Annotated in this window: 19 protein-coding genes; 11 read left to right on the top strand and 8 right to left on the bottom strand. The window is 62.0% G+C overall.

Annotated elements, in window-relative coordinates; translation table 11 throughout:
* The first annotated feature begins 83 nt into the window (after window positions 1–83).
* From FEZ60_RS29460 to FEZ60_RS29485, 6 genes are all read left to right on the top strand, one after another.
* Window positions 84–1559, top strand: coding sequence for a 2-hydroxymuconic semialdehyde dehydrogenase (locus FEZ60_RS29460; RefSeq protein WP_045066550.1), 1476 nt, complete (start codon window positions 84–86; stop codon window positions 1557–1559).
* 43 nt (window positions 1560–1602) lie between these two features.
* On the top strand, window positions 1603–2376 hold the full coding sequence (locus tag FEZ60_RS29465; RefSeq protein WP_172937721.1) for a 4-oxalocrotonate decarboxylase: 774 nt from the start codon (window positions 1603–1605) through the stop codon (window positions 2374–2376).
* Window positions 2373–2855: a RidA family protein gene (locus tag FEZ60_RS29470; RefSeq protein WP_045066553.1), complete on the top strand. Its 483-nt coding sequence runs from the start codon at window positions 2373–2375 to the stop codon at window positions 2853–2855. Before FEZ60_RS29465 ends, FEZ60_RS29470 begins: the two co-directional genes overlap by 4 nt.
* Window positions 2852–3373, top strand: coding sequence for a 3-hydroxyanthranilate 3,4-dioxygenase (locus tag FEZ60_RS29475; RefSeq protein ID WP_095887754.1), 522 nt, complete (start codon window positions 2852–2854; stop codon window positions 3371–3373). Before FEZ60_RS29470 ends, FEZ60_RS29475 begins: the two co-directional genes overlap by 4 nt.
* A gap of 3 nt (window positions 3374–3376) precedes the next feature.
* On the top strand, window positions 3377–4372 hold the full coding sequence (locus tag FEZ60_RS29480) for an amidohydrolase family protein (RefSeq protein WP_033235931.1): 996 nt from the start codon (window positions 3377–3379) through the stop codon (window positions 4370–4372).
* Between the two features lie 224 nt (window positions 4373–4596).
* Complete coding sequence (locus tag FEZ60_RS29485) at window positions 4597–5877, top strand: MFS transporter (protein ID WP_242484908.1); 1281 nt, start codon at window positions 4597–4599, stop codon at window positions 5875–5877.
* 53 nt (window positions 5878–5930) lie between these two features.
* Here FEZ60_RS29485 and FEZ60_RS29490 read toward each other — a convergent pair whose 3' ends face one another.
* From FEZ60_RS29490 to FEZ60_RS29505, 4 genes are all read right to left on the bottom strand, one after another.
* Window positions 5931–6857, bottom strand: coding sequence for a LysR substrate-binding domain-containing protein (locus tag FEZ60_RS29490; protein WP_045066557.1), 927 nt, complete (start codon window positions 6855–6857; stop codon window positions 5931–5933).
* Between the two features lie 37 nt (window positions 6858–6894).
* Complete coding sequence (locus FEZ60_RS29495; RefSeq protein ID WP_172937723.1) at window positions 6895–8172, bottom strand: carboxylesterase family protein; 1278 nt, start codon at window positions 8170–8172, stop codon at window positions 6895–6897.
* A gap of 163 nt (window positions 8173–8335) precedes the next feature.
* Window positions 8336–9010 carry a Crp/Fnr family transcriptional regulator gene (locus FEZ60_RS29500; protein WP_003943506.1) on the bottom strand — a complete coding sequence of 225 codons (675 nt, stop codon included), beginning with the start codon at window positions 9008–9010 and terminating at the stop codon, window positions 8336–8338.
* 280 nt (window positions 9011–9290) lie between these two features.
* Window positions 9291–9554, bottom strand: coding sequence for a hypothetical protein (locus tag FEZ60_RS29505; protein WP_033235936.1), 264 nt, complete (start codon window positions 9552–9554; stop codon window positions 9291–9293).
* 80 nt (window positions 9555–9634) lie between these two features.
* On the opposite strand from FEZ60_RS29505, the gene nth reads away from it, so the two are divergent.
* The 4 genes from nth to marP are packed head-to-tail and all read left to right on the top strand — an operon-like array spanning window position 9635 to window position 12973.
* On the top strand, window positions 9635–10411 hold the full coding sequence (gene nth, locus FEZ60_RS29510; RefSeq protein WP_095887757.1) for an endonuclease III: 777 nt from the start codon (window positions 9635–9637) through the stop codon (window positions 10409–10411).
* A gap of 5 nt (window positions 10412–10416) precedes the next feature.
* A complete protein-coding gene (locus FEZ60_RS29515) occupies window positions 10417–11070 on the top strand; it encodes a TlpA disulfide reductase family protein (RefSeq protein WP_172937724.1) in 654 nt (217 codons plus the stop codon).
* Window positions 11067–11786 (top strand): CoA pyrophosphatase, encoded by a 720-nt coding sequence (locus FEZ60_RS29520; protein ID WP_045066561.1) that lies wholly within the window; start codon window positions 11067–11069, stop codon window positions 11784–11786. Before FEZ60_RS29515 ends, FEZ60_RS29520 begins: the two co-directional genes overlap by 4 nt.
* Window positions 11783–12973 (top strand): acid resistance serine protease MarP, encoded by a 1191-nt coding sequence (gene marP / locus FEZ60_RS29525; RefSeq protein ID WP_033235939.1) that lies wholly within the window; start codon window positions 11783–11785, stop codon window positions 12971–12973. The genes FEZ60_RS29520 and marP overlap by 4 nt, the downstream gene beginning before the upstream one ends.
* Window positions 12974–12977: 4 nt before the next feature.
* On the opposite strand, the gene FEZ60_RS29530 is transcribed toward marP, so the two are convergent.
* The 3 genes from FEZ60_RS29530 to nhaA are packed head-to-tail and all read right to left on the bottom strand — an operon-like array spanning window position 12978 to window position 15662.
* A complete protein-coding gene (locus FEZ60_RS29530) occupies window positions 12978–13910 on the bottom strand; it encodes an alpha/beta hydrolase (RefSeq protein WP_095887758.1) in 933 nt (310 codons plus the stop codon).
* Window positions 13911–13920: 10 nt separating this feature from the next.
* Complete coding sequence (locus FEZ60_RS29535) at window positions 13921–14430, bottom strand: phage holin family protein (RefSeq protein WP_033235941.1); 510 nt, start codon at window positions 14428–14430, stop codon at window positions 13921–13923.
* On the bottom strand, window positions 14427–15662 hold the full coding sequence (nhaA, locus tag FEZ60_RS29540; protein WP_033235942.1) for a Na+/H+ antiporter NhaA: 1236 nt from the start codon (window positions 15660–15662) through the stop codon (window positions 14427–14429). Before nhaA ends, FEZ60_RS29535 begins: the two co-directional genes overlap by 4 nt.
* Window positions 15663–15902: 240 nt before the next feature.
* Here nhaA and FEZ60_RS29545 point away from each other — a divergent pair, with 240 nt between their 5' ends.
* Window positions 15903–17288 (top strand): MFS transporter, encoded by a 1386-nt coding sequence (locus FEZ60_RS29545; protein ID WP_033235943.1) that lies wholly within the window; start codon window positions 15903–15905, stop codon window positions 17286–17288.
* A gap of 59 nt (window positions 17289–17347) precedes the next feature.
* Here FEZ60_RS29545 and FEZ60_RS29550 read toward each other — a convergent pair.
* Window positions 17348–18057, bottom strand: a 710-nt coding sequence (locus FEZ60_RS29550; RefSeq protein ID WP_172937725.1) for an AMP-binding protein, incomplete at its 5' end; no start/stop codon positions are given.

The raw sequence follows: 18057 nt of genomic DNA on the forward strand, positions 1-18057 counted from the left end.
ATGTGCCTGTTATGCCAATCGCGGTATAGCTGGCGGCAGTTTTTGCATTTGTTTGATATGGGTTCGGGGCCAATAGTTAGTCCATGACCTCACAATGCGACGGATGGATCCGCAACTACGTGGATGGCTCCTACGTCGAACCCGACGCGTCGTCGAGCTTCGACCAGGTGGACCCCGCAACCGGCCGTGTTCTTGCCAAGGTCCACGAGGCCGACCGGGCCCTGGTCGATCGGGCTGTGACCTCGGCCAGACGTGCTCTGGACAACGGTTGGGCGGATACACCGGTCCGGGAGCGCACCGCGCTGCTGCGACGGGCCGCGGATCGGATCGAGGAGCGGTTCGAGGAATTTGTCGCCGCGGAGATGGCGGATACGGGCAAGCCGATCACGCAGGCGCGCGAACTCGACGTTGCTCGTGCCCTCACGAACTTCCGTACGTTTGCCGACATCGTCGCCGCAGCGGGGCAGGAATCGTTTGTCACGGATCTGGCCGGCGGCAAGCAGGCGCTGAACTACGCGATCCGCAAGCCGCTCGGTGTGGTTGCGGTCATTGTGCCGTGGAACCTGCCACTGCTTCTCCTGACCTGGAAGGTGGCGCCCGCGCTGGCGTGCGGAAACTCCGTGGTGGTCAAGCCTTCCGAAGAGACGCCGGCGACGGCGTCGTTGCTGGCCGAGGTGCTCGAAGAAGTCGGCCTGCCTGCCGGCGTCTACAACGTCGTGCACGGATTCGGTGCGAATTCTGCGGGCGAGTTCCTCACCACCCACCCCGGTATCGACGGTGTCACCTTCACCGGATCTTCAGCAACCGGCTCGCACGTGATGAAAACCGTTGCACCACGGGTGCGTCCGGTCTCGTTCGAGCTCGGCGGCAAGAACGCCGCGATCGTGTTCGACGACGTCGACATCGACGAAGCGTTGACGGGTCTGACCAAGTCGGTGTTCACCAACACAGGCCAGGTCTGCCTGTGCACCGAACGGGTGTACGTGCACCGCAGCATTTTCGACGACATCGCCGGTGGGCTGGTCGAGCGGGCCGCAGGATTGCGTCTGGGTGACCCGACGCTCACTGCGACGACGACAGGCCCGCTCATCTCGCAGGCGCACCGGAAGAAGGTTCTCGACTACTTCGAGATCGCCGAGCAGGAGGGCGCGAAAGTGCTTACCGGTGGCGGAATTCCGGATCTCGGGCAGGATCTGTCCGGTGGATCGTGGATCGAACCCACCCTGTGGACTGGCTTGACCAACAAGAATCGCGTCGTGCGCGAGGAGATCTTCGGACCCGTCGCAGCACTCATCCCGTTCGATACCGAGGCAGAAGCGATCGCCTTGGCAAACGACACCGAGTACGGCTTGGCGGCCTCCGTGTGGACCAACGACCTGCGCCGCGGGCACCGCGTCGCGCAGAAGATGAACGTCGGAATCTCCTGGGTCAACACGTGGTTCACCCGTGAACTGCGGTCTCCCTTCGGCGGCATGGGCCTGTCCGGCATCGGGCGTGAGGGTGGCGAGTCCTCGCTGCACTTCTACACCGAACCGACAAATGTGTGTGTGCAACTGTGAACATCGAAACCGCAGGAAGTTCCAGAGAAATGAGCGAGGCGTGATGACAGCCCCAGAAGACACCGTATCCGCGCTCGCGCGTCGGCTCGACGACGCTGCGCAGAGCCGTACCGACACTCCGAGCCTCGCCGACGATCACACTATCGACATCGACGACGCCTACCGGATTCAGAACGAACTCATCGAACGACGCACTGCCCGTGGCGAATCGGTGGTGGGCATCAAGCTCGGCTTCACCAGCCAAGCGAAGATGGCGCAGATGGGTGTCTCCGAAGTGATCGTCGGGCAGTTGACCGACGCGATGGCGGTGACGGACGGCGGTGACCTGGAACTATCGACGTTCATCCACCCCAAGATCGAACCCGAAGTTGCGTACCGACTGTCGAAGGACGTCGATCTCGACGACCCGAGCGTGGACATCGAATCCTGCGTCGACGCGGTTGCTCCGGCGATGGAGATCATCGATTCGCGCTACCGCGACTTCCGCTTCACCTACACCGACGTTGTCGCCGACAACACCAGTGCCGCTGGATATGTCATCGGCCCGTGGCAGCCGATGCGCAGTGCCGCGAACTTGGTGGTGCGCATGGAGGTAGGCGGCGAAACGGTTACCGGTTCCACGGCAGCAATCCTCGGAGATCCCGTGCACGCGTTGCATGCCTTAGTGGATATCGCCCGCCGTCGGCACATTCCGCTCCGGGCCGGCTACGTGATTCTGGCCGGCGCGGCGACTGCCGCCGTGCGACTCGACGAGGGAGTCGCACAGTGCAGCATCGACGGACTGGGTACCGTCTCGGTGAATGGTGTACGGCGATGAGTGGGGCACAGGTCATCGAGAAGATGGCAAAGCCGCGCGGAAAGTTCCCGCACGTCAAGGTGGTAGGTGACTTCGTCTACGTATCCGGTACCAGTTCACGTCGACCCGACAATACGTTTGTGGGCGTCGAAGTCGACGAGATGGGCACCACGGCGCTCGACATTCGGGCGCAGACACGCGCAGTCATCGAGAACATCGCGGCGATCCTCGCCGAGGTGGGTGGTGAACTGCGTGATCTGGTTCAGGTCACGTCATACCTGGTGTCGATGAACGACTTCGGCGGATACAACGAGGTCTACGCCGAGCTGTTCGACGAAAACGGACCGACGAGAACCACAGTGGCAGTTCATCAATTGCCGCATCCGCACTTGCTTATCGAGATATCCGGTGTGGCCTACGTGCCCGCCTCCCGACGGCTGTCAATCGAGAACCCCGCCGCCCGACGGCTGTCAATCGAGAACACGGAGAACGCATCATGACCACCATTCCTCCCGTCATCGACTTCAAGAAATGGATCGACGACAACCGTCACCTGCTGCAACCACCCGTCAACAATCAGACGATGGCACTCGGAGACGACTTCATCGTGCAGGTTGTCGGTGGGCCCAACCAACGGACCGACTACCACCTCGACCCGTACGAGGAGTGGTTCTACCAGGTCGAGGGCGACATCCACGTCAACGTCATGACCGAAGACGGACCGGTGCGGGTCGACATCCGCGAGGGCGAGAGCTGGTTGCTGCCGGGAAACCTGCCGCATTCACCGCAGCGCCCCACCGCAGGATCGATCGGCCTGGTGATCGAAAGAGTGAGACAGGAAGGAACATTGGAGCACTTCCAGTGGTACTGCCTGGAGTGCAATCACAAGATCTACGAAGTCGAACTTCAGGTACGCGACATCGTGGCCGACCTTCCGCCCGTCTTCGTCACGTTCTACGAGAGTGAAGACGCCCGCACATGTGACAACTGCGGCACGCTCCATCCCGGCAAGGGCTGAGCGATGAGCAACATGATCGACATTCACACCCACTACGTACCCAACGGGTGGCCTGATCTCACGGCTGATGCCGGCCCGGACGCGCCGTGGCTGAAAGTGGAGTCGGAAACCGAAGCCATGATCATGATGGGCACCAAGGAGTTCCGACGGATCCAGTCCGACGCCTGGGACGCCGAGGTGCGCCTGCGTGACATGGATGCCGACGGTATCCATACCCAGGTCGTCTCGCCGACGCCGGCATTCTTCAACTACGGCCGAACAGGCGAGCAGGCCAGTCGTATCTCTCGGATTTTCAACGACCTGGCGCTCGAGATCGTCGAACCGGCAAAAGATCGACTTATCCCGTTCTGTCAGGTTCCGTTGCAGGACACCGATGCTGCGTGCCGCGAACTCGAACGATGCATCGCCAACGGGCACCGAGGCGTCGAGATCGGCAATCACGTCGGCGACCTCGATCTCGACAGCGAAGGAGTCGTGACATTCCTGCAGCACTGCGCGTCACTGGATGTTCCGGTCTTCGTGCACCCGTGGGACATGGCGTCCTCGCCGCGCCTGGATCGGTGGATGGCGCAGTGGCTCACCGCAATGCCCGCAGAAACGCATCTGTCGATACTCGCGCTGATCCTCGGCGGCGTGTTCGACAAGATCGACGACCGACTCAAGATCGGATTTGCCCACGGTGGCGGATCTTTCGCGTTCTGGCTCGGCCGGATGGAAAACGCCTGGCACGGTCGCAACGACATTATCGGTACATCGGAATTTCCGCCGTCACACTATCTGGGCCGGTTCTACGTGGATTCTGTCGTCTTCGACGAACGTGCACTGCGACTACTGGTCGACACAGTGGGCGTCGACCGGGTGATGGTGGGAAGTGATTACCCGTATCCCCTCGGCGAGCGACCGGTAGGTGAGGTGGTGCGCAAGAGTGAGTTCTTGGACGAGACTGCACGCCAACTGATCTCGCGGGGAAATGCGGAACGCTTCTTGGGGATCGGCTGATCCTTCAGCTATACCATTTCCGGTATGCCGCACGGTGATTTCGGCATTTGTGAGTCATGTCTCTAATGAGCATAATTCAGACAACCTTTGAAACATGCTCGGCAAAAACAGATTTCACCGTACCGTACTGCCACTCATCCAATCGATAGGTATCCGCGATGACCACAAGCGTAACCAGTGACGGAAAGCCGTTGCCGGAGAAAGCTGCCCGCAGCCGGGTTGCCATGGCAACCCTCGCCGGCACAACCCTCGAATGGTACGACTTCTTTCTTTACGGAACAGCCGCAGCGCTGATCTTCAACAAGCAGTTCTTCCCGAGTCTGAGTCCGACCGCCGGCACCCTCGCAGCCTTCAGCACCTTTGCGGTCGGGTTCATCGCCAGGCCCGTCGGCGGCTTGGTGTTCGGGCACTTCGGTGACCGGATCGGTCGCAAGGCGACGCTTGTGGTGTCTCTGGTGATGATGGGAGTCGGGTCCACACTGATCGGACTCATTCCGAATTACGATTCCATCGGTTTCTGGGCGCCGGTACTTCTGGTGGCGATGAGAGTTGTCCAGGGCATCGGCCTCGGCGGTGAGGGCGCCGGTGCCACGCTGATGTCGATGGAGCATGCACCAGCCGGGCAGAAGAACCTGTATGCGGGTTTCCCACAGATGGGCACCCCAGCCGGACTTGTTCTGGCCAATGGCATCTTCCTGACCACCAGTGCATTGATGTCGGACTCGGCCTTCCAATCGTGGGGTTGGCGCATACCGTTCCTGCTCAGCTTCGTTCTGGTGGCGATCGGTCTGGTGATCCGGTTGCGGGTTACCGAATCGCCCTCGTTTGCCGGGATCATGGAGAAGGGCGAGATAGTCCGGTTCCCGCTGCGTGAGTCGCTCAAGGTCGGGTTCCCCCGGTTGTCACTGACGCTGGCCGCGTGTTTGGCGAACTCCGCCGTGGCATATGCCTTCATGGTGTTCACTCTGTCGTACGGAACTCAACATCTGGGCTACGACAAACAATTCCTGGTGCTCAGTGTCACCGCGGCAGCGGTCCTGTGGTTCCTTTCCATCCCGATCTGGACCAAGGTGGCCGACAAGTACGGTCGACGGCACATGTTCATCGGAGGATCCGCCGCAATCCTGTTGTGGTGCATCGCGTTCTTCCCGCTGCTGAACACCGAGAACAAGGTCGTTGCAGTTGTGGCGTTCCTGGGAATGGGACTGATCATTCCGGTGACTCATTGTGTCCAGGGAAGCATCATTGCCGACACGTTCCCGGCCAAGGTTCGATACTCGGGTTCGTCGTTGATTCTGCAGAGTGGTGCAATTCTGGGCGGCGGATTGGCTCCGATGATTGCGACGGCTCTGCTGGACGCCACGGGATCATCTGTGGGCGTGACGTGGTACCTGGCGTCGATCTGCTCGATCAGTCTGGTTGGCGCGATAGCGCTGTTCAAGGTGGTGCCCGACTCATCGCGGGGATTGCAGCACGAAGAGCACCGGGTGGCAGAAAACGCCTGACGTGTAACGATATTCGAAGCCCGCTCCCGCTCCGGGAGCGGGCTTTCGAACGTTTACTGGTTCATGAGTTCTTCCGCGAAACTGCGCAACGACGCGATTAGTGCCTGTGCCGATGGACTGGACGTCCTCGTCGCCGACGACGTGAGACCGACGCTGTGACCGATGGGATCCAGGGTGATCGGGAGTGTGGTCAAGCGGGTGTCGTCGCGATGAATCAGACTCGGAAGGACAGCGATCATGTCGGTTTCCAGCAAGAGCTGTCGCACCGTGAGGAAAGACGTTGCCTCTACCCGGTTCTCGGGTAAGGGGAGACCGTTCCTGGCGAAGAACTCCTCGAGTTCGCGTCGGAGCACCGTTTCGACGCCGGGCAGGATCCAGGGGAACTCGCGGAGTTCGTCGAGCTGCACCTCGTCACGGTTGGTCAGTGGATGATCCACGCGGGTAACAAGTTCAACTGACTCGGCGTAGAGATTGCGTCTGACGGCGCGGTCGTCTGTCGGTGCTGTGAGTCGGCCGACGATGAGGTCGATACGACCGGCCTCCAAGTCGGTGAGTAACTGCTCCGGAGTGCCTTCGCGGACGATCACGGTCAGTAGCGGATGCTGAACTTTCAGCCGCGCAATGGCGCCGGGCAGCAAGACGTTGGAACCGGCGAGATGTGTTCCCACGATGACGGTTCCGCGGTGTGCGTCGGCCAATTCGACGACGTGTCGACCCGCTTCGGTGAGCTGAGCGATAACCGCCCGAGCGTGGGTGGTGAAGGCATCGCCGAATATTGTCGGGGTGATGCCGCGTGGTCCGCGATCGAACAGGGAGACGCCGAGGATGGACTCTATGTCGTGGAGGCTGCGGGTTGCCACAGGTTGTGTGATGTGCAGTGCGGCAGCGGCGCCGACCACGCTGCCCTGACGGCTCAGGGCGTCGACCAGAAGCAGGTGGCGAAGTTTGAGTCGCCCGTCGAGGAGCTTGGGCATGTCCATATCTGCAATCCTAGCGGGGATTGCCGCCCGAAGTTGCTCAGGTGAAGGTGATTCCGATCGGTTCGTCGGTCGAGAACTTCTTCCAGGTGTTCTCGTTGTCCGGACTTCCGTTATGTGCAAACGAAGTCCAGAGCGTGCGGATGCGTCTACCCATTTCGTCGACGGTGGTCCAGTCGGCTATGCCCAGCATGGGTGAACCGTGCCAAGACTTTTCGGTGCCGAGGATGAACGGAAGTTCGATGCAATGCGTAGCACCGAAGATGTTCTCGGGAGGTGTCCAGTCGAATCGGTAGGTGTAGACCGAGGTACCCGCCTGAGTGAAGGTATCGGCCAGTTCTGCGACCGTCTCGGCAAACATGTTCTGCGTCAACGTGGTTTCGTCGGCCATGGAGCCGCCGGGGAGCCCGCGAACGAAGGCGGATCCCTCGTCGTGGGTATACCCGATGACTACCTCTGTCACGCCACTGTCGGCGCTTCCGGTAAGTGGTGCAACGTCGGATATCGGGGCAAAGGGTGGCTGAACAACATTTTCAGACCGTCTGCCGAACTCGACGGCTGTGGCGCGGAAGGCGTCCAGGATTAGGGGGAGGGGAGCGGTATTCGGATCGCCGTCGAGCAGTCGGGCAAAGGTCTCGCCGTTCTCGATCGCAGCGGTCTTGGTGAAGTTGAGGTCCAGCCGCGGGGTGCTTTGCAGAATTGCTCGGTGGAACAAAGGCCGAGAGTTATTACTGTTCAACAGGTTCACGATGGAATGAGCGCCGGCGGACTGGCCGAACACGGTGATCGAATTGGGATCACCACCGAATCCCGCGATGTTCTCGCGTACCCACTCGAGGGCCGCGATCTGATCGTGGACGCCGAGGTTGCCGTCGCTGACGCCCTCGAGGAGGAGATAGCCGAGTACGCCTACGCGATAGTTGACCGATACGACCACGACATCGCCTTCGGCCGACAACGCGCCGCCGTCGTACCACGCCAGTGAACCTCCGCCGCTGGAGTATCCACCGCCGTGCAGCCACACCATGACGGGCCGGCTACCGGACAACGAGGGCGTCGTGACGGTGACGGTGAAACTGTCCTCACTCTGCTCAGGCTCGGGGTGCGGCGCTCCCATGACACGCTCGAGTCGCGACGGTGGTTGAGGAAACACGGTGCCTGGCCTGGTGGCGTCGAGAATGCCGGTATGAGATGCGGCAGGTTCGGGCCGTTGGAATCTGGCCGCGGTTGCGTAGCGGATCGCGCCGAAATACAACGAACCGTCGCGTCGGATGCCGCGGAACTTCCCCGCAGCAGCGGAAGCGATTATCTCGGACATGCATCCCCTTGGAGTCGTATTTGCCTCCATCGAGCATGCCAGCGCTCGCACGTGACACAAATGCCTATGTGGTTGCGCGCTATACCCGTCGCGCCGAGCGTCGGAAACGACTTCGGCCGCCCCCACCGATGTGGGAGCGGCCGAAAGAGTCGAGACGGTAGAACTAGCGTGCGCGACGCGCGAGACGCTCGGAATCCGAAATCAGGACGCTCTTGCCTTCGAGGCGCAGCCATCCGCGATGAGCGAAGTCGGCCAGAGCCTTGTTGACGGTCTCACGGGAAGCGCCGACCAGCTGGGCGATCTCTTCCTGGGTGAGGTCGTGAGTGACGCGCAGCGCGCCACCTTCCTGGGTGCCGAAGCGCTGTGCGAGCTGCAGCAGTGCCTTGGCGACACGGCCGGGAACGTCCGTGAAGATCAGGTCGGCGAGCGTGTTGTTGGTACGACGCAGGCGACGTGCGAGAACGCGGAGCAGCTGCTCGGCGATTTCGGGGCGCTGCTGGATCCAAGCCTTGAGAGCGTCGCGGTCCATGCTCACGGCACGAACCTCGGTGACGGTGGTGGCCGTCGAGGTGCGGGGACCCGGGTCGAAGATGGACAGTTCGCCGAACATGTCGGACGGACCCATGATCGTCAGCAGGTTCTCGCGACCGTCAGGTGAGCGTCGACCGATCTTCACCTTGCCGGACACGATGATGTACAGGCGGTCACCGGGTTCACCCTCGTTGAAGATGACATGTCCACGGGGGAAGTCGACGGGTTGCAGCTGCTTGGTCAGCGCCGCTACCGCTGAGGGCTCGACTCCTTGGAAGATGCCGGCTCTTGCCAGGACGTCGTCCACGTGCGCTCCTTGTTGGGATTTGTTCGTTTGTGGTGTCATTTTTTGCGCTATCTAACTTTGTACCCGGTTGTGCTTGGTTTGTACTCACGAACCGCCCAGACGCAGGCCTTCACTCGTGCGAGCGAGACGCTGCGTCAGACACAGTCCGTGTTGAATACAACAGGTACGGCATCGAAGTCTACGTCCCACGCGCTCGGCACGAGTGATTGATGCCACGAAAGCGTCGAAATTATCCTGATGGCGAATAAAATTGACTACCTTGTATGCCTCTTCGATCGCCTTAGCGAGTGGGCAGTTCTTCTGCGCCCGATTGCCGCGGAGCGATGGCCGGTCGACCCTTCCGGCGCAGGTGGAAGCGGGCAAACGCATGCGGGAACCCATCGGTCGCCAGCGACGCGACGTCGTCGGGACCAGCCTGGTCGAGGAACTCCGCCACCTCGTTCTCCCGAACCGAGAGTCGACGCAGTCTCCGTTCGACCCGTTCCATGGCCAGCGCAAAAAGCATCAACAGCACTGGGAAGAGAATCACGGCGAGTCCTTGCATAGAGGAGAGTAAACACGGCCAACATCTCGGAATCGACACGACCAAATGTCATGTCGGGGAGTATCCGTACAGTTGTCTGAGTGCAGACCACCCCGACCGAGCGCTCAGCGACCCGCCGGTCTGCCGGCGCTCGCGACGAGGAATCCCATCTCGCGCTGGTCCGTCGCGCGCGTCGGATGAACCGGAAACTAGCCGTTGCCTTCCCGCATGTGTACTGCGAACTCGACTTCACGACGCCCCTCGAGTTGACGGTGGCGACAATCCTGTCGGCGCAGTGCACTGACGTCCGCGTCAATATGGTCACCCCGGCGTTGTTCGCCCGTTATCCCGACGCCAAGGCCTACGCCGAAGCCGACCGGACCGAGCTCGAGGAGTACATCCGGTCAACGGGCTTCTACCGGAACAAGGCCAACTCGCTGATCGGATTGGGTCAGGCGCTGCTCGAGCGTTACGACGGCGAAGTGCCGAACAAACTTGCAGACCTCGTGACGTTGCCGGGAGTCGGTCGCAAGACAGCCAACGTGGTTCTGGGAAATGCGTTCGACGTCCCGGGAATCACGGTCGACACCCACTTCGGGCGTTTGGTGCGTCGGTGGAAGTGGACGGAGGAAGAAGATGCCGTCAAGGTCGAACATGCTGTCGGGGCTTTGATCGAACGTAAGGAATGGACCCTGCTGTCACATCGTGTGATCTTCCACGGACGACGCGTCTGTCACGCGCGTAAGCCGGCGTGCGGAGTGTGCGTTCTGGCCAAGGACTGCCCGTCCTACGGCCTTGGTCCTACCGACAAAATTGAAGCTGCTGCGCTGGTGAAGGGCCCGGAGACGGAGCATCTGCTCGCTCTGGCCGGGTTGTGACCCAGATGTCCAATGCTGCTCGGTGGTCCCTTGTTGTGCTTGCGGTTGTCGTTGCGCTCGCTGTTGCGATCTGGCCGCGCGGGGGAGATGACACCCCGGTTTCGTCTGGCGGTTCCTCGACGTCCGCCTATCGGCCGCCGACGTTCACCCCGTCGTCCGAATCGCTCGATCAGCTTCGTGGGCAAGCGGGACTGACAGCGTGCCCGACGCCTACCGCCGAAGCTCCGGCCGGCGCCGCACTCGCTGGGATCACGCTCGACTGTGTTGCAGACGGAAGCTCGGTCGATCTTGCTGCCGCGCTGGGAGGTAAGCCCGCGCTGCTGAATTTGTGGGCGTACTGGTGCGCGCCATGCGCCGAAGAACTGCCGCATTTGCAGGAATTTGCGGATCGCGCGGGGGACAGTATCACTGTGCTGACCGTGCATTCCGATCCGAACCAGGAAAACGCTTTGACCCGACTGATCGACTATTCCGTTCGACTACCCGGAGTTCAGGACGGTTCGAGCAAGGTGCAGATTGCCGTCGGCGCGCCACCTGTGCTGCCGGTCTCTGTGCTCATTCGTCCCGACGGAACCGTCGCGAAGGTGTTGCCTCAACCGTTCCGCAGTGCGGATGAGATAGCTGCCGCCACGGCGCAGTATTTGGGAGTTGTCGTATGAGCTCATCCGTTCCCGAATGGTTACGTGCTGTAGCCAGCACCCAACCCACTGATCCACATCGACTCAACCCCGTGCTCGACCGTCGCCCGCCGCGCGGGACGACCACCAGGCCAGCCGCGGTGCTCGTCCTCTTCGGAGGATCCCGAGAGGCTGATCCCATGTGCCTCGGTGGGATGCCGGACGACGCTGACGTACTACTGACACAACGCGCGTCGACTATGCGCCAGCACAGTGGACAGGTCGCTTTCCCCGGCGGTGCCGCCGACGACGGTGACGACGGTCCGATCGGCACAGCGCTGCGCGAGGCGCAGGAAGAAACAGGTCTCGATCCGCGCGGGGTGCTCCCGCTGGCGACGTTGCCCGAAATATTCATTCCGCCGTCCGGATTCGACGTGACCCCGGTGATCGCTTATTGGGAAGACCCGGTCTCGGTGGGCATCCAGGATTCCGGCGAGGTCGGTCGTGTCGCGCGGGTTCCGCTGCGCACTCTGCTCGACCCCGACAACCGCTTCCAGGTGCGTCACCAGGCCGGATACCAAGGTCCGGCGTTTTTGGCCGACGGCATGCTCGTGTGGGGCTTCACTGCCGGAATACTGGCCGGACTCTTCGAGGTGTCCGGCTGGGAAATCCCCTGGGATCATCACGACGTGCGTGATCTGGACACAGCGCTCGCAGAACTGGGCGAAGACATCGAAGATTCGGCGGTTCCCCGATGACAGGTTCGCGGTGGGTCGATCTTGCGATCGTGGTGGTGGCTCTCATCGCCGCGACATCGGGATGGCGTCAGGGCGCGGTGGCGTCGGCGTTGGCTTTTGTCGGTGTGATTCTGGGTGCTGTCGCCGGAATTCTGCTGGCACCGCATGTTCTGGTGCATGTGACCGAGGGCAAGCTGCGCATCCTCGCCGGTATCTCACTGATCGTCGTGTTGGTGATCATCGGCGAAGTTGCCGGCATGGTTCTGGGCCGAGCCGCGCGCAGCGGTATGCATTCTCCGGCCGCAAGATCAGTGGACAGTGTGATCGGTGCAGGGCTTCAAGCAGTTGCCGTGGTGGTTGCCGCGTGGCTTTTGGCAATTCCGCTGACGTCGTCGTCTCAGCCCAACGTCGCAGCAGCAGTCCGAGGGTCGAACGTGTTGGCCGGTGTCGACGACCTCGCGCCGCAATGGTTGCGGCAGATTCCGACGGAATTCTCGGCGCTGCTCGACACCTCGGGATTGCCCGATGTCATCGGTCCGTTCGGCCGCACACCCATCACCGAAGTGGAAGCGCCGGACGCGAGTGTTCTGGCGAGCCCGCTGGCCGCGCAGTTGCGTCCGAGCGTTCTGCGCATCAACGGCGTCGCGCCGAGTTGCCAGCGCGCGCTCGAAGGTTCCGGGTTCATCGTCGCGCCTGAGCGTGTCATGACCAACGCACACGTCGTGGCGGGTACCGAGAGCATCACCGTCGACACGATGCAAGGTGCACTACCCGCCCAGGTTGTGCTCTTCGACTCGGCCGTCGACATCGCGATCCTCGCGGTGCCCGGACTCGAGGCGCCGGTTCTGCCGTTTGCCGCTCAGCCCGCTCAAACGGGGGACAACGCACTGGTGCTCGGATATCCGGGTGGAGGTCCGTACACGGCCAGCGCGGCTCGTGTTCGCGAAATCCTGAACCTCAACGGTCCTGACATCTACAAAGCCGGCACCACACAGCGTGAGGTGTACACCGTTCGTGGATCGATTCGACAGGGCAATTCCGGTGGGCCCATGGTCAACGATCAGGGTGAAGTGCTCGGTGTCGTGTTCGGTGCCGCCATCGACGACACTGACACCGGGTTCGTCCTCACTGCCAATGAGGTGTCGCGCCAACTCGCCATGGCGGAAAGCGCGTCGACGCCGGTCTCCACCGGCGTCTGCATCCTCTGAGTAGCTAGTCGGCTGCCAGGAAGTCCCGGAGCGCGTCGTTGACGCGCTGTGGGGCTTCCCAATGGGCGTAATGACCGACTCCGGAGACGGGGTGCAACTGTTCGCCGGGCGCCCAACGCCGACCGCGTCGTATTGTCCGCGTGAGAATGTACGGGTCGAGTTCGCCGTGTATCTGCAGGATCGGAATGTGCAGTGTCTGATCCATCAGACGCATGAACCGGCGCCCCTCGGTGCGAAGCTGACTTCGGAACGCCCACCGCTGGTACTCCAGCGTCGAATGAGCGACCCCCGGAATGCGGATCGCTGAACGTAACTTGGAGACAACGTCACCGAACTCGGCCTGCTCGGGCCACGCAGGACCCGAGCGGGAGCGCACCAGACGCTCCACCTCGGCGCCGTTGTCGGCAATCAGCTTCCGTTCCGGGCGGAACGGAAGCTGATTCGCCAGGAACGACGGGAAGAGTGCCTTGCGCTGATAGCGGTCGCGGAGGACTGATTGTTTGAGTGCGTGCGGATGCGGCGACGACACCAGAGCGATCGACCGCACCAGTCGCGGGTGCAGGATCGCGGTTGCCCAGCACACCAGGCCGCCGTCGGCGTGACCGATCAGCGTGGCCTTGCCGTATCCCATCGCCCGGATCAACCCGGCCACGTCGCCGGCCAGCGTCCAACCGTCGTATCCGCGGGGCGGTTTGTCGGAGTCACCGTAGCCGCGTAGATCAATGGCAACCACTCGGAAACCCTGCGTGGACAGAGCCGTCAACTGGTGGCGCCATGACCACCAGATGTCGGCAAAACCGTGCAGGAGAACCACCAACGGGGCATCCGGATCAGCGTCGCCGACCTCGACGACGTGAAACCGGATGCCGTTGGCATGAATGTCCCGGTGAATCCAGGGGCCGTCGAATCTGACGGTGGATGGATCTGGGGCTGACACAGCTGCTTCGTTACCTGCGCGCGTTGAAGTCGACCGACGGCTTTGTGTCGTCGTGGCTGCCGGGAATGACGCTCTTTGCGGCTCTGAGCGACTCGATCGTCTTCTCGGGAGCCCGCAACTTGCGAACCCGCAGATAACCGAGAAGTGCGAGTACTGCGGTGGTCAGCACCATGATCAGGAACACGATCAGGAAAGCGGCCCAACGCTCGAGCCACACGCTGAGCAATTCCGCCAGGAAAAAGAAGAAGAAGAATGAACTGAACAGCAGAACAGTGAAGGCCAGAATGAAGAAGACGCTGCCCTGCAGCCCCTTCTTGACCTCACCGGTGACTTCGGCCTTGGCAAGCTCGACTTCGGCACGCACCAGTGTCGAAACCTGAGCCGTCGCATCCCTGACCAGTGCGCCGATCGAGGCTTCAGCCGGTGTTCGGGCGTCTACGTCGGTGAGAGGAATGGACGACACCGTGTTCGGCACCCCATCTCCGGTGAAGCGTTGGCTCTCTCCGTTGGTCACGCTCACTTGTCGACCTCTCCAGGTAGTTCTCTCGCGTCTGTGGCTATGGCATTGGCTTCAGCTCGCGCCGCATGAACCCGTCCACGTCGCCACAGCAGCGCTGATCCGATCAGCGACGCTATCAACGATGTCACGAGAACTGCGGCCTTCGCTATTTCGGCCTCGCTGCCATCGCCGACCCCGTCCAGTGCGAGGTCTGCTACAAGCAGGCTAACGGTGAACCCGATGCCGCCGAGCACTGAGAGGGCAAACATGTCTCTGCGTTCGAGTGTCTTGGGCTTCGTGGCTATGCCCAATTTGATCGCGAGCAGGGAAATTCCGAAGATTCCCACAGTTTTTCCGACGAGGAGGCCGACAAAGACGGATTGCCCGACGGGGTCGGTGAAGATGTCGCCGAGTACCTCGGCGTTGATGGGAACGCCGGACGCGAACAGTGCGAACACCGGAACGCAGAAGCCGGCGGAGTACGGCTGGATGCGATGTTCGAGTCGGGTGCCGGGGGCGTATTCCTCGTCCTTGTCGCGGACAACTCGGGTGAGCAGGCCGAGCGCGACGCCGGCGAGAGTGGCGTGGATACCGGCCTCGTGCATCGAGTACCAGGTGAGCAGGGCAAGTGGCACGTAGAGGAACGGCGTCGTGATGCGTTTGTGTTGGGCGTATGCGTACACCGCAAGCGCCGCAGCGGCGGTGAGCAGCCACAACATCGCGATCGACGCGGTAAAGAGCACCGCGATCAAGATGATGGCCAGGAGGTCGTCGACTACCGCAAGACTGAGTAGGAACACGCGGGCGCTGGCCGGTATCCGGGAACCGGTCAGGGCGAGGATGCCGAGGGCAAACGCGATGTCGGTGGCAACGGGGATCGCCCAACCCTTGTCCATCCCCGGAGTGCCGAAGCCGATCGACGCCGCGATGAGCGCGGGAACGAGAACTCCGCCACATGCCGCGATGATCGGAAGCGCTGCAGCTTTGCGATCGGAGAGCTCTCCGACAACCAGTTCGCGCTTGAGCTCGAGGCCGGCCACGAAGAAGAAAATGGCCAGCAGACCGTCCTGCGCCCACGTGCCGAGACTGAGGTTCAGGTGCAGCGCAGACGGTCCGATCTGGAAGTCGCGCAGCGCGATGTAACTGTCGCCGAGTGGTGAATTCACCCAGATCAGAGCAATGGCAGCGGCGATCAGCAGGATAGAGCCGCCAACGGTTTCGGTGCGTAGGTATCGGGACAGTTCGGAACGCATTGTGGAGATCACGCGGGAGCAACGCCTTTGTTCGGTTTGCAGACATGTGGACGCGACGAATCACGTGCCGACCAGACTTCCCGGCTCACCTTTACGGAATTTTATCGCGGATTCGGTCCAGAACCCGAATTTGCGCGAGAAAACGCGCAGGGTGTTCAATTCCTACTGACTGAGATTCATCCCACCAATTGGGCAATGTCCGTATAGCGCAATGTTCGTACAGCTGCAGGAGCACCACGAGTGAGCACGTCACTGAGTAAGAACCCGCCGACGCCGGCGGGCGGCGAAACCGTCGGCGGCGTACCTCGCCGTCGAATCGTTGTCGCGAGCATGATCGGTACGTCGATCGAGTTCTACGATTTCTACATCTACGCAACGGCAGCGGTGTCGGTCTTCCCGCTTCTGTTCTTCCCCAAAGGCAACGACACCACCGCGCTCCTCGCGTCGCTGGCGACATTCGGTCTGGCATTCGTGGCGCGTCCACTCGGCTCGATTCTGTTCGGTCACTTCGGCGACCGGGTAGGACGTAAAGCGACCCTCGTCGGCTCGCTCCTGACGATGGGCGTCGCAACCTTCCTCATCGGCCTCCTGCCGACCTATTCACAAGTCGGGCTGCTCGCGCCTGCGCTACTCGCGCTGATGCGCTTCTGTCAGGGCCTCGGCCTCGGCGGTGAATGGTCCGGAGCAGCGCTGCTCGCCACCGAAACCGCAAAGGAAGGCAAACGGGCCTGGGCGGCCATGTGGCCACAGTTGGGTGCACCCATCGGCTTCTTCCTTGCCAACGGACTGTTCCTGACCATCTCGTTGATGATGGACCACGACAGCGCCAACCCGGACCTCGATGGCGCGTTCCTCTCGTGGGGCTGGCGAATTCCGTTCCTGCTCAGCGCAATCATGGTGATGATCGGTCTGTACGTGCGTCTGCGGCTCGAAGAAACGCCGGTGTTCGCGCGCGCCGTCGAGCGCGGCGAGAAGGTCAAGACACCCCTCGCCGAGGTATTCAAGACAAGCTGGCGTCAGCTGATCATCGGCACATTCGTCATGCTCGCCACCTACACGCTGTTCTACCTCATGACCACGTGGGTCCTGAGCTACGGAATCGGCAAAACCGCTGCGGACGGCGGTACGGGAGCGGGCTTCAAGTACACCGATTTCCTTGTCCTGCAGCTCATTGCGGTCGTGTTCTTCGCAGCTGCGGTCCCGGTGTCCGGGTGGCTGGCCGACCGCTACGGTCGACGGATCACGCTGCTCGTCATCACCGCGACAATGATGCTGTTCGGCCTCACATTCGGACTCTTCCTGCACACCGACGGTATGAGTGACGGTCGCATGCTGGCCTTCCTGGTTGTGGGCATGATCCTCATGGGCCTGACCTTCGGACCGATGAGTGCTGTTCTCCCGGAACTGTTCCCGACCAACGTCCGGTACACGGGCTCCGGTATCGCCTACAACACCGCAAGCATCCTCGGTGCGGCAGTAGCGCCGTTCATCGCGGTCTACCTGGTCGACCACTACGGCGTCGGCTGGGTCGGGATCTACCTACTCGTCGCGTCGGCTCTGACGTTTGTTGCATTGCTCGTCATGCGTGAGACGAAGGACGAATCGCTCGATGATGTAGGGGCGTAGCCCCTGTGCGCCTTTCCGGTAGTGGGGACTACCAAAAAGGCGCACGGGGGCCGCAGGCCCTACTTACCGCGGATTGCGTCGAATACCTTGGGGTCGACCAGGGTTGAGGTGTCGCCGAGGTCGCGGCCTTCGGCGACGTCGCGTAGGAGGCGGCGCATGATCTTGCCGGATCGGGTTTTCGGCAGTTCCGGCACGATGGTGATCTGACGGGGTTTGGCGATGGGGCTGATGTCGGTGGAGACCTGAGCCTTCAGCTCGGCGATCAGGATGTCGCCGGTGTTCTCGACGCCTTCGCGCAGGATGACGAACGCGACGATGCCCTGTCCGGTGGTCTCGTCGGCGGCGCCGACGACGGCGGCTTCGGCGACGCCGTGATGGTTGACCAGTGCCGATTCCACTTCGGAGGTGGAGATGCGGTGGCCGGAGACGTTCATGACGTCGTCGACGCGGCCGAGGACCCAGAGGGCGCCGTCGTCGTCGTACTTGGCGCCGTCACCGGCGAAGTACCAGCCTTCTTCGGCGTAGCGGGACCAGTAGGTGTCGCGGTAACGCTCCATGTCGCCCCAGATGCCGCGGAGCATCGCCGGCCACGGCTCGTCGAGGACGAGGTAGCCGTTGCCGCCGGGGCCGAGGGGCTTGGCGTCGTCGTCGACGATCTTCGCGGAGATTCCGGGTAGCGGTGCCATCGCGGATCCGGGCTTGGTGGCGGTGATGCCGGGCAGTGGGGAGATCATGATGGCGCCGGTTTCGGTCTGCCACCAGGTGTCGA

The sequence above is a fragment of the Rhodococcus sp. MS16 genome, assembly GCF_013277795.1.
Classification (GTDB): domain Bacteria; phylum Actinomycetota; class Actinomycetes; order Mycobacteriales; family Mycobacteriaceae; genus Rhodococcus_F; species Rhodococcus_F globerula.